The organism is Nonomuraea cypriaca (assembly GCF_015645445.1).
Classification (GTDB): Bacteria; Actinomycetota; Actinomycetes; order Streptosporangiales; family Streptosporangiaceae; genus Nonomuraea; species Nonomuraea cypriaca.
Window position 1 is genome coordinate 1 of the sequence record NZ_JADOGI010000079.1, and the last position, 12,041, is coordinate 12,041.

Sequence of the window (12,041 nt, forward strand, 5' to 3'; positions counted from 1 at the left end):
GGGCGGTGGCCGCGGGAAGGCCCAGGCCGAGCAGGGCGAGCCTGCGCAGTGCTTCACGGCGGGGGATCAGGCCGTCCACGTGGTCGTGGGCCACCTCTTCTGCGAGATAGCGCTGGATGGGCGTCATGCCGGAGATGTAATCCCACCGACCGAAAAATCGTGTAAAGGAGGCAGTTACGCGGGTTTTCGCGGTCGCCTGATGACATCTCTGGTAAGCCGATGAACGGCCATACGAGGGACAAGGGACATCAATGCGTACATCACGTTTCGCTCTTGTGTTGCTGGCCGCCGGAGCCCTGCTCATGACCGGGAGCGCGGCGTTCGCCGATCCCGAGCCGAGCGCCATGGAGCTGCGGCTCGTCGTGGACGACTGCCCCGCCAAGGTGCAGCCATGACCGACCCGGCGCTGCTCGAACGCGCGCTGTTCGAGGTGAAGCGGGTCATCGTCGGCCAGGACCACATGGTCGAGCGGCTGCTCGTGGCGGTGCTCGCCAAGGGTCACTGCCTGCTGGAGGGCGTGCCGGGCATCGCGAAGACGCTGGCCGCCGAGACCTTGGCCGCCGTGGTGGGCGGTACGTTCGCCCGCATCCAGTTCACGCCCGACCTGGTGCCCGCCGACATCGTCGGCACCAGGATCTACCGGCCGTCGACGGAGACGTTCGACATCGAGCTCGGCCCGGTCATGGCGAACCTGCTGCTGGCCGACGAGATCAACCGGGCGCCCGCGAAGGTGCAGTCCGCCCTGCTGGAGATCATGGCCGAGCACCAGGTCAGCATCGGCGGCGTCACCCATGAGGTGCCGCGGCCGTTCCTGGTGCTGGCCACCCAGAACCCGATCGAGTCCGAGGGCGTCTACCACCTGCCCGAGGCGCAGCGGGACCGCTTCCTCATGAAGATCGACGTGGGCTATCCCAGCGAATCGGAGGAGCTGGCGATCGTCTACCGCATGAGCGTGGACCCGCCCGTACCCCAGAACATCCTCGGCCCGGCGCAGGTCGTCGCGTTGCAGCGCCGGGCCGAGGAGGTCTTCGTGCACCACGCGGTCGCCGAGTACGCCGTCCGTCTCGTCTACGCCACCCGCGACCCCGACAGGTACGGCGTCCAGGACGTGAGGCGGCTGCTGGCCTTCGGCGCGAGCCCCAGGGCCACGCTCGGCCTGCTGGCGGCGGGCCGGGCGCTGGCCCTCATGCGCGGGCGTGACTACGTGCTGCCCGAGGACGTACGGGACCTGGCGCACGACGTCATGGCGCACCGGCTGGTGTTGTCCTTCGACGCGCTGGCCGACGGGGTGGCGCCCCGGCAGATCGTGGACCGGGTGCTGGCGGCCGTGCCGCTGCCGATCATTGCCCCGCAGCAGGAGACCAGGGAAGCCGTGGCATGAAGCCGTACCTGATGGCAGAGCCGGCGTTGCGCAGGCTCGAGCTGACGATCACCAGGAGGCTGGATGGGCTGCTCCAGGGCGAGCACCTGGGCCTGTTGCCAGGTCCGGGGAGCGAACCGGCGGAGACCAGGCCGTACCAGGCGGGAGACGACGTGCGGCGGATGGACTGGAACGTCACCGCGCGCACGAACGAGCCCCACGTGCGCGACCTGGTCGCCGACCGGGAGCTGGAGATCTGGGCGTTGCTCGACGCCACGGCCAGCATGGACTTCGGCACCGCGGCGATGGAGAAGCGCGAACTGGCGCTGTCCGCTCTGGCGGCGGTCGGATTCCTGACCCAGCGGACCGGCAACAGGATCGGCACCCATCTGCTGCACGGCGGCGGCGTCAGGACGTTGCCCGCCAGGACGGGACGGCCGCATCTGATGGCGCTGCTGCAGGCGGCGTTCGGGCTGCCCCGGACCCCGCCCGGGGTGGCCGAGCCGCTGCTCGGCGTCGCGGCCGAGCAACTCGGCCGAGTCGTCAGCCGCCGGGGCCTGGTCGTCGTCGTGTCGGACTTCCTCGACGAGCCGGAGACGTGGGAACCGCCGCTGCGCCGGCTCACCGCCAGGCACCAGGTTTTGGGCGTGGAGGTGGTCGACCCGCGTGAGCTGACCCTGCCGGACGTGGGGATCCTGACGCTGATCGACCCGGAGTCCGGGCGGCGGCGCGAGGTCGCCACCGGCAGCGCCCGCCTACGCCGCAGGTACGCCGAGGCGGCGGCGGGGCAGCGGGACGCCATCGCGCAGGCGCTGCGCAGGGCCGGGGTGACGCACCTGCGGCTGCGTACCGACCGGGACTGGGTGCGCGACCTGGTCCAGCACGTCATGCGGCAGCGCCGCCTGGCCCAGCTGGCCGCCGCCCCGGTCTACCCGGCAGCCACCCCCGGCGGCGCCCCCGGATCCGGCCCGTCCGGGGGCGCCGCGCCCGGCTCCGCAGCGGGAGGCCCGTCCGGAGGCGCGGCCCCTGGCTACCGCGGAGGCGGACCGTCCGGGGGCGCGGCTCCCGGTTCCCGTGAAGGCGGCGCGGCCCCGGATGGGGGCGTGGGTGGCGGTGGAGGAGGTGATGCGGCGTGACGCTGATCGCGCCCGTCTGGCTGCTGCTGCTCGTCCCGGTGGCCCTGCTCGCCCTCGCGTACCTGCTCATGGCCCTGCGCCGCAGCTCGTACGCCGTCCGCTTCACCAACCTCGACCTGCTCGACAAGGTGGCCCCGCGTCGGCCTGGCTGGCGCAGGCACGTTCCCGCGGCGGCGCTGCTGCTCATGTTCGTGTTGCTGGTGGTGGGCTTCGCCCGGCCGACGGCCGAGGTGCAGGTGCCGAGGGAACGAGCGACCATCATGGTGGCGTTCGACGTGTCCGCGTCCATGGACGCCACCGACGTCGCCCCGAACCGGTTCGAGGCGGCCCTGCAGGCGGCCAGGCAGTTCGTCCGAGGGCTGCCGGAGCGGTTCAACCTGGGCCTGGTGTCGTTCTCGTCGTCGGCCTCCGTCGCGGTGCCGCCCACCACGGACCGGCAGGCCGTGCTGAGCGCGCTCGACCGGCTGAACACGGACTCCGGCACGGCCATCGGCGAGGCGGTCTTCTCCTCGCTGGAGGCCATCGCCGCGCTCGACTCGGAGGAGCAGGCGCCGCCCGCGCACATCGTGCTGCTGTCCGACGGCTCCAACACGACCGGCCGCACGGTGTCTGACGCGGCCGGGGAGGCGCAGTCCAGGGGCGTGCCCGTGACGACCATCGCGTACGGCACCCCCGACGGCACGGTCGTACTCGGGGGTCGCGAGACCCCGGTGCCGGTGGACGGGCCCGCGCTGCAGGGGCTGGCCGAGACGGCCGGCGGCGGCTTCTACGAGGCGGCCAGCGGCGACGAGTTGCAGGCCGTCTACGAGGACATCGGCACGTCGGTCGGCTACCGGACCGAGCGTCAGGAGGTCTGGCAGTGGTTCGTGGCCGCGGGGCTGATCTTCGCGCTGTTCGCGGCGGTGACGTCGATGCTGTGGTTCTCGAGGCTGCCATGAGAGGCATGGGCAGGCCGCGCGGCCCCGAGTTCCTTACGTTGCCGCTCGGCGCCCGCCACGGGCAGGTCAACGGTGCTGCGCCCGCCCCGGCGCGACCGGTGTTCGGCCCGGCACCGCCGCAGAGCACACCCACGACACCACCGCGGAGCACCCCCACGACACCGCCGCGGACCGCGCCCAAGCCGTACGGAGGGCGTGTGCTGGTGACAGCCGCGCTCGTCGCGGCGCTCACCGGCGCGGTGGCGGGCGTGGCGGGGGCCCGGCTCTACGAAGGGTCTGAGCCGGCCCCCGCCGCGGCCCTCCCCAGGGTGGCCCCCGACCCCTCGGCGGCCCTGACCGGGCTGAGCGCGACGGCGGCCCGCGTGCTGCCCAGCGTGGTCTCCGTGGAGGCCGGCTCGCTGGGCGGCTCGGGGTTCGTGGTGGACGACGGCGGCCACATCCTGACCAACGCGCACGTGATCAGGGGCACCGGCGAGGTGATCGTGGTGCTGAGCGACGGCCGCCGGGTGTCCGCGCGGGTGATCGGCGAGGACGACGACGAGGACCTGGCCGTCCTGGAGGTGGCCTTCCCCGCGGACCTGACGCCGGCCACGCTGGGCCGCTCCTCCGACCTGGCCGTCGGTGACCAGGTGCTGGCGATCGGCTCGCCGCTGGGCCTGTCGGGCACGGTGACCTCCGGCATCGTCAGCGCCCTGGACCGGGAGGTACGGCTGGGTGGCTCCAGGCGTACGGCGGTGCAGACGGACGCGTCCATCAACCCCGGCAACTCGGGCGGCCCGCTGGTGAACGCCCGGGGCGAGGTCGTAGGGGTGAACACCGCGATCGCGGCCTCGCGTGGCGGCGGCAACATCGGCATCGGATTCGCCATCCCGATCGACCGCGCCGCGCCCATCGCGGAACGCATCATCCGAAACTAGGGTCCAAGGCATGCGGTTGCTGGTGGTCGAGGACGAGGAGGACCTGGTCGACGCCCTGCGCGTCGGCCTCGTCCGCGCGGGATACGCGGTCGACGTGGCTTACGACGCGCCGGCCGCGCACGAGAAGCTGGCGGTGAACACGTACGACCTGGTGCTGCTCGACCTGAACCTGCCGGGCGGCGACGGCTTCCAGCTGTGCCGCACCGTGCGCTCGGCGGGGCAGGGGGTGCGGATCATCATGGTGACGGCCAGGGACCGGCTGGACGACCGCGTCCGCGGGCTCGACGAGGGCGCCGACGACTACCTGGTCAAGCCGTTCGCGTTCCCCGAGCTGCTGGCCAGGGTGCGGGCGCTGCTGCGCAGGGAGGCCGGCGGCGGCACGTCCGTGATCGAGGTGGGCGGTCTGCGGATCGACACGGCCAGGATGGAGGTGACGCTGGACGGCAGGTCGCTGGCCCTCACGCCCAAGGAGTACGGCGTCCTGCACTACCTGATGACCAGGCCCGGCCACGTCGTGTCCAGTGAAGAGCTGCTCGAACACGTCTGGGACGAGCACACCGACCCGTTCACCAGCACCGTACGCGTCACGGTCGGCAATCTGCGCCGCAAGCTGCAGGAGGACGGCCTGATCGAGACCGTGATCAGCCGGGGATACCGGCTCAAGGAACCCGCATGATCCACACCATCCGCTTCCGGATCACCGTGCTCTACTCCGGCCTGCTGTTCGTCCTGGCCGCGCTCGTGCTCGGGGGCATCTACTACGCGGTCTCCGAGACCACCGACCAGCGCCCGTACACCACCGAGTACGCCAAGGTCTACTCGGGCAACCAGTACGTGAACAAGCGCGAGGTGGTCTTCGTCGAGCAGGTCGAGAACGCGGTCAACGTCAAGACGCTCGCCACGTTGCGCGACTACTCGCTGGTCACGCTGGTCGGGCTCTTCCTGGCCAGTCTGGGCATCGGCTGGGTGCTCGCGGGCCGGGTGCTGCGGCCGGTCAGGTCGATCACCCGTACCACGGAGGAGATCCAGGCCACCGACCTGAACCGGCGCATCAAGCTGAACGGGCCGCGCGACGAGCTCAAGGACCTGGCCGACACCATCGACACGATGCTGGACCGGCTGGAGGAGGCGTTCAGCGCGCAACGCCAGCTCATCGACGACGCCTCCCACGAGCTGCGCAGCCCGCTGACCATCATCAGGGCGAACGTGGACGCCGTGCTGGCCGCCCCCGACGCCAGCGACGAGGAGCGGACCAGGGCCGTGGCCATCGTGGACCGCGCGACGACCCGCATGACCACGCTGGTCGAGGACCTGCTGGCCAGCGCCAGGCGTCAGGGCGGCGCGTTCGCCGACGCCGACCTCGACCTGGCCAGGGTGGTGGGGGAGGCGTGCGAGGAGTACGCGGCCCCGGCCGCCGCCAAGGACGTGACGATCACGCGTAATCTCGGGCGGGGCCTGGAGATGACCGGCGACTCCGACGCGCTCCGGCGAGCCGTGGCCAACCTGCTCTCCAACGCCGTGCGCCTGTCACCCCAGGGCGGCGCCATCCGCGTCGCCGCCGGCCGGTCGGAGGGCTGGCTGTGGGTGGCGGTCCACGACGACGGCCCCGGGCTGGGCGAGGCGGACCAGGAGCGGGTGTTCGACCGCTTCTGGCGCGGCGAGTCGAGCCGCCGCGACCGGCACACGGGCCTGGGCCTGGCCATCGTCCGGCAGATCGTGGAGTCGCACGGGGGCCGGGTGGCGGTGTTCTCCAGGCTCGGGGAGGGGGCCACGTTCGTGCTGTGGCTGCAACCGCGCGACGGCGTGCCAGGCACACCACCCGACGACGACCCCCTCGCCTAAGACCTGCGCCGGCAGATGGCCCTGGTCACCAGGAAGGCGGCGACAGGCAACACGAACACCGCGACGCGCAGTCCCAGCACGACCGCTTCGTAGACGCCGGCCGGCACCGTCAGCAGCGCGGGCGGAGCGGGCGGCGGCTGCGGGAAGCCGGGTGGGGCGTGCATGTCCGGCGGGGCCGCCGACACCCACGTCCCCGCCCACAGCACCGTGAAGAGCGTGATCACCGCAACGCCCAGCGCCGTGCGCACCGGGGCCCGCGCGGGCCGGTCGAGCAGGTGGTGGTGGTCGCCGTCGCCGGTGAAGCGCCGCTCGATGAACGGCCAGCAGAACAGCACGCAGAAGAACGCCGTCAGGATGAGCGGCGGTATCCAGAGGCCGGGCTGGAGGACGTACCCGCCGATCGGGATCTCCCACGCGGGGACGAGCCGCTGCGCGCCGTCCAGCACCCCGTAGTACCAGAACGGCTGCGCCGACGGCGGCTGCGCGCCCGGACTGTACGGCCCGCGCTCCCACACCGGGCTGACCCGCGCGAACGTGGCCAGCAGCGTGATGACCCCCAGCGTGAACAGCGCCGTGGCGGCGTTCTTGACCGCGAAGTAGGGGAAGAACGGCCCACCGGTGACCTGGGACTCGGCGGCGGCCGTGGCCCGGCGCTCGGTGTGCTTCTGCCGCCACGTGAGGATCAGCGCGTGCAGCGGCACCACCGCCAGCAGGATGCCCGGCACCAGCAGCACGTGCAGGGCGAACAGGCGCGGGATCACCTGACCGGGGAACTCCCCGTCGAACACGAACGCCGACAGGTACGTGCCCACCAGCGGGACCGACAGCAGCACCCCCTGCGCCTGCCGCAGCCCCGTCATCCCGAGCTGGTCGGCGGCCAGCGAGACCCCCAGGAACGACTCGAACAGCACGAGCCCGAACAACAGCACGCCGAGCATCCAGGTCAGCTCGCGCGGCCTGCGGAACGCGCCGGTGAAGAACACACGGCACAGGTGCGCCACGATCGACAGCACGAACACCGTCGCCGACCAGTGGTGCAGCTGGCGCATCAGCAGCCCGCCGCGCACCTCAAGGCTGATCTCCCTGACCGACTCGAAGGCCACGTCGGGGTTCGGCTTGTAGAACAGCGTCAGGAACGTGCCGGTCAGCACCAGGAACACGAACGAGTAGAGCGCCAGTTCGCCGAGCAGGAACGACCAGTGGCTCGGGAACAGCTTGCGCAACTGCGGCCGGAGCCAGCGGGCGAAGGGCAGCCTCTCGTCGAGGTAGATCGCCGAATCCCGCCCGAACTTGGCGGAACCCGCGACGACACGCGTACGCCGCGCGGGCCGGGTAGGAGTGGCCATGGGCGCCTCCTGATGGGGGTGTGCCTCGATTCTCCACCTAACCCTCCCTCTTTCACAAGAATTGGTTTAAACCAATTGGTATAAACCAATTTTCGGTCAATGGACGTATAATTGGATTAGACCTCTTGTAGGCCCTTCACCAGCACAAATGCTGACATAACGGAGGAGTGCAGTTTCATCATCAATTTCGCCGGTAGAGTCCGGGGCAGAGGCGTTCGATTGGAGCTGTGGTGGCCAAGTACGTTTACGATTTCACCGAGGGCAACAGGAATCTCAAGGATCTTCTCGGCGGCAAGGGTGCGAACCTCGCCGAAATGACCAACCTGGATCTCCCCGTTCCTCCCGGATTCACGATCACCACCGACGCGTGCCGCCACTACCTGGCGGCCGGCGCCGTGCCGGACGGCCTGGACCGGGAGGTCGCCGGACACCTCGACGCGCTGGAGGCCCAGATGGGCAGGCGGCTCGGGCAGGCCGACGACCCGCTGCTGGTCAGCGTGCGATCGGGAGCGAAGTTCTCCATGCCGGGCATGATGGAGACCGTTCTCAACATCGGGCTCAACGACCAGTCCGTGCACGGCCTGGCCAAGCAGGCGGGCGGCAACGAGCGCTTCGCCTGGGACTCCTACCGCCGGCTCATCCAGATGTTCGGCAAGACCGTGCTCGGGATCGACGGCGAACTGTTCGAGCACGCGCTCGACGGGGTCAAGGGGCGGCGGCAGGACACCGGCCTGGACGCGGGTGAGCTGCAGCGGCTGGTGGAGACGTTCAAGGGCATCGTACGCGAGCAGACCGGCAGGGACTTCCCGACCGACCCGCGCGAGCAGATGCGCCTGGCCGTCATGGCCGTCTTCGACTCCTGGAACGCTCCGCGCGCCATCCTCTACCGCCGCCAGGAACGCATCCCCGCCGACCTCGGCACCGCCGTGAACATCATGGCCATGGTCTTCGGCAACTACGGCGACGACTCGGGCACCGGCGTCGCCTTCACCCGCGACCCCGGCTCCGGGAACCAGGGCATCTACGGCGACTACCTGCAGAACGCCCAGGGCGAGGACGTGGTGGCCGGCATCCGCAACACGATCCCGCTGGAGGAGCTCGAGCGCATCGACAAGCGCTCGTACGACGAGCTGCTCGGGATCATGGAGACCCTGGAGCACCACTACAAGGACCTGTGCGACATCGAGTTCACGATCGAGCGCGGCAAGCTGTGGATGCTGCAGACGCGGGTCGGCAAGCGTACAGCGGCGGCCGCGTTCCGCATCGCCACCCAGCTCGTGGACCAGGGCCTCATCACGCTCGACGAGGCCGTCACGCGGGTCACGGGCGACCAGCTCGCGCGGCTGATGTTCCCCCGCTTCGACGCCGGCGCCGACAGGAGGAAGGTCGCCGACGGCGTGAAGGCGTCGCCGGGCGCGGCCGTCGGCAAGGCCGTGTTCACCTCGGAGCGCGCCGTGGAACTGGCCGCGCAGGGGGAGGACGTCATCCTGGTCCGCCGCGAGACCAACCCCGACGACCTGGCCGGCATGATCGCCGCCAAGGGCATCCTGACCAGCCGCGGCGGCAAGACCTCGCACGCGGCCGTGGTCGCCCGCGGCATGGGCAAGGCGTGCGTGTGCGGCGCGGACACGCTGGAGGTGGTGAACGGCGAGCACAGGTTCACCGCGCCCGGCGACGTGGTCGTCTCCGAGGGCGACGTCATCTCCATCGACGGGACGACCGGTGAGGTGTTCCTCGGGGAGGTGCCCGTGGTGGCCTCGGAGGTCGTCGAGTTCTTCGAGGGCGCGGAGCCCGCCGACGACCTCGTCAGGGCGGTGGACCGCATCATGCGGCACGCGGACGGCGTACGCGGGCTGGGCGTGCGGGCGAACGCCGACACGCCGGACGACGCGGCTCGGGCCCGGCGCTTCGGGGCGCAGGGGATCGGGCTGTGCCGTACGGAGCACATGTTCCTGGGGGAGCGCAGGCAACTGGTGGAGGACCTGGTCCTGGCGTCGACGGACGAGGACCGTCAGGCGGCGCTGGACGCGCTGGAGCCCCTCCAGCAAGCCGACTTCATCCAGATTTTTCAGGCAATGGGTGGCGATCCCGTGACAATTCGCCTGATCGACCCGCCGCTGCACGAGTTCCTCCCCGACATCGTCGACCTCTCGGTCAAGGTCGCCACGGGCGAGGCCACCGAGCAGGACCGCAAGCTCCTGACGGCCGTCAAACGCCTCCACGAGCAGAACCCGATGCTCGGCCTCAGAGGCGTACGCCTGGGCCTGGTGATCCCGGGCCTGTTCGCCATGCAGGTGAGGGCGATCGCCAGGGCGGCCAAGGAGGTCCAGGGGGCGCGGCCGGAGATCATGATTCCGCTGGTGGCCGCCGTACAGGAGTTGGAGGAGGTACGCGAGGAGGCCGTCAAGATCCTCGCGGACGTCGGCGTGGAGGCCCAGATCGGCACCATGATCGAGGTCCCCAGGGCGGCCCTCACCGCCGGCCAGATAGCCGAGGCGGCCGAGTTCTTCTCCTTCGGCACCAACGACCTGACCCAGATGGCGTGGGGCTTCTCGCGGGACGACGTCGAGGCCGCCTTCTTCTCCCGCTACCTGGACCTGGGCATCTTCGGCGTCTCCCCGTTCGAGACCATCGACAGGGACGGGGTCGGCAGGCTCATCAAGACAGCGGTCGAGGAGGGCCGCGCCGCCCGGCCGGACCTGCACATCGGCATCTGCGGCGAACACGGCGGCGACCCGGACTCGGTCCACTTCTGCCACGAGGCCGGCATGGACTACGTCTCCTGCTCCCCGTTCCGCATCCCGGTGGCCCGCCTGGAAGCCGCCCGAGCCGCCCTCACCCAATCCGACTCCGACACCCGCTGACCACCCCACCCAAGGCCGCTCGCGTTAGGGGCGCTGCGCGCCATGCGACTGCTCGCGCAGCGCCCCCCAGGGGACTGCCGCCCCCACCCGTTGCCGTCCGGTCGGCGTTCGGCGAGAAATCCGGGCACTCGGACGCTTGGCCGGCCAGGCGAAAGACCGTGGATCCAGAGATGTTCGGCCGGGTGCTGGCGTGCGAACTCGCCGACGACGCCGAAGCCGCCCCCGGTTGCGGCTGCGGGCTGGGCCGGGCCGGCACCGCTGGCGCTATCAAGCTTCGAAGAGCCGGGAGCCGGGCTGCTTGGACACGGGATCGCTGACGACGAGACCTCCACGCCACTTCCCCGTCTCGTCACGGTAGCGATACTGCAGACTTCGGAGTCGGGCGCCGAAGTCTGCTTGCACGTTGGCGTAGAGCCCTGACGAATGAGGATTTCCAGGCCGCCGAGGGCAATATGCCCATGCCGCCATAGGGAATACCAGGGTAGTTGCAAGTAGATCGGCGATCTGGAGCCCAGCGTGGTTGTCGCTGCCGAGTTGGCGCAGCAGCTCCGCTAGGGCCAGGGCTGCTGCGCCCTTCAAGAATGCGCGTCGCAGTGCCGAGGATTGGGGCATCGCCTGCTCAGATCATCTGCATGCGCTCCGGGGCGCTCGATCAGCTCACCAGCACGATTTTTCCGCGGGCGTGGCGGCTCTCGCTAAGCTCGTGCGCGGCCTCGGCCTCGGCCAGCGGGAACGCCGCCGCGACAGGCACCCGCAGTCGCCCTTCCTCGGCGAGCTTGATCGCGATGTCGAGGCCGTGCAGTGCCAGCGGGTCGGCGGCGCCGAGGGCCGCGCCCGTGTCGTCGACCGGCGCGCTGTGCGACATGTGTACGCCGTGGGCCGCCGCGGTGAAGTCGGCGATCGTCACCACGCGCGCCGGGTCCCCGGCGATGGCGATCAGGTCGGGTAGCGCCCCTCCGGCGCAGTCGAACACTGCGTCCACCCCGTCCGGTGCCAGCGCGCGAACCCGTTCGACCAGCCCCGTCCCGTACGTCGTCGGCTCCGCGCCGAGGGAACGCAGGAAGTCGTGGTTGTGCGCGCCGGCCGTACCGATGACGGTGGCGCCGCGTGCGACCGCCAGCTGGACGGCGATCGTGCCCACCCCACCGGCCGCGCCCTGCACCAGCACGGTGTGCCCGGCGCCGACCGCCAGCCGGTCGAGGACCCGGGTGGACGTCTCGACGCTGCCCGCGGCGCCGCCGGCCTCCTCCCAGCTCCACGCGGCCGGTTTGGGTGCCCAGGCGGCCAGGACCGCGTGATCGGCGTTGGCGCCGCGCGCGGCCATGGTCGTGAAGCCGAACACCTCGTCGCCGATGCCGACGCCCGTCACGCCGTCGCCGACCTCGTCCACCACGCCCGCGGCGTCGAACCCGGTCCGGTACGGGAACGTCGTGGCCACCTTGTCACGCAGCATCCCGGAGCGGATGTACGTCTCCCCTGCCGAGATTCCGGACGCCCGTACGGCGATGCGGATCTTCCCCGGTCCGGCATGTGGCTCGCCGACCTCGGCGACATGCACAACGCTGGGCGGGCCGTACTCGGAAAACTGAACAGCTCTCATGCGCCGAAACCGTAACGGAGCACCCCGTCCGTTTGGCT

The 12,041-nt window shown here is 70.9% G+C and carries 10 protein-coding genes; 8 read left to right on the forward strand and 2 right to left on the reverse strand.

Translation table 11 applies throughout. The features are described from left to right. Positions 1-251: 251 nt before the first annotated feature. From ITP53_RS25030 to ITP53_RS25060, 7 genes are read left to right on the forward strand one after another with little or no spacing between them, the layout of a single operon-like run. A complete protein-coding gene (locus ITP53_RS25030) occupies positions 252-395 on the forward strand; it encodes a hypothetical protein (RefSeq protein ID WP_195897887.1) in 144 nt (47 codons plus the stop codon). Then, positions 392-1,381, forward strand: a complete 990-nt coding sequence (locus tag ITP53_RS25035) for an AAA family ATPase (RefSeq protein WP_195897888.1) — start codon at positions 392-394, stop codon at positions 1,379-1,381. Before ITP53_RS25030 ends, ITP53_RS25035 begins: the two co-directional genes overlap by 4 nt. Beyond that, entirely contained in the window at positions 1,378-2,496 is a 1,119-nt protein-coding gene (locus tag ITP53_RS25040) for a DUF58 domain-containing protein (RefSeq protein WP_195897889.1), read from the forward strand. The genes ITP53_RS25035 and ITP53_RS25040 overlap by 4 nt, the downstream gene beginning before the upstream one ends. After that, positions 2,493-3,434, forward strand: a complete 942-nt coding sequence (locus ITP53_RS25045; protein WP_195897890.1) for a VWA domain-containing protein — start codon at positions 2,493-2,495, stop codon at positions 3,432-3,434. The genes ITP53_RS25040 and ITP53_RS25045 overlap by 4 nt, the downstream gene beginning before the upstream one ends. Before the next feature lie 5 nt (positions 3,435-3,439). Further along, positions 3,440-4,351, forward strand: coding sequence for a S1C family serine protease (locus ITP53_RS25050; protein WP_207756399.1), 912 nt, complete (start codon positions 3,440-3,442; stop codon positions 4,349-4,351). Positions 4,352-4,361: 10 nt separating this feature from the next. Then, positions 4,362-5,027, forward strand: coding sequence for a response regulator transcription factor (locus tag ITP53_RS25055; protein ID WP_195897892.1), 666 nt, complete (start codon positions 4,362-4,364; stop codon positions 5,025-5,027). Then, positions 5,024-6,193, forward strand: a complete 1,170-nt coding sequence (locus tag ITP53_RS25060) for a HAMP domain-containing sensor histidine kinase (RefSeq protein ID WP_195897893.1) — start codon at positions 5,024-5,026, stop codon at positions 6,191-6,193. Before ITP53_RS25055 ends, ITP53_RS25060 begins: the two co-directional genes overlap by 4 nt. Here the strand turns inward: ITP53_RS25060 and ITP53_RS25065 are convergent. Next, complete coding sequence (locus ITP53_RS25065; protein WP_195897894.1) at positions 6,190-7,539, reverse strand: cytochrome b; 1,350 nt, start codon at positions 7,537-7,539, stop codon at positions 6,190-6,192. The two genes, ITP53_RS25060 and ITP53_RS25065, sit on opposite strands and share 4 nt — an antisense overlap. Positions 7,540-7,769: 230 nt before the next feature. On the opposite strand from ITP53_RS25065, the gene ppdK reads away from it, so the two are divergent. Continuing rightward, positions 7,770-10,403 (forward strand): pyruvate, phosphate dikinase, encoded by a 2,634-nt coding sequence (ppdK, locus tag ITP53_RS25070; RefSeq protein WP_195897895.1) that lies wholly within the window; start codon positions 7,770-7,772, stop codon positions 10,401-10,403. 652 nt (positions 10,404-11,055) lie between these two features. Here ppdK and ITP53_RS25075 read toward each other — a convergent pair. Beyond that, positions 11,056-12,003 carry an NADP-dependent oxidoreductase gene (locus ITP53_RS25075; protein ID WP_195897896.1) on the reverse strand — a complete coding sequence of 316 codons (948 nt, stop codon included), beginning with the start codon at positions 12,001-12,003 and terminating at the stop codon, positions 11,056-11,058. Between the last annotated feature and the right edge of the window lie 38 nt (positions 12,004-12,041).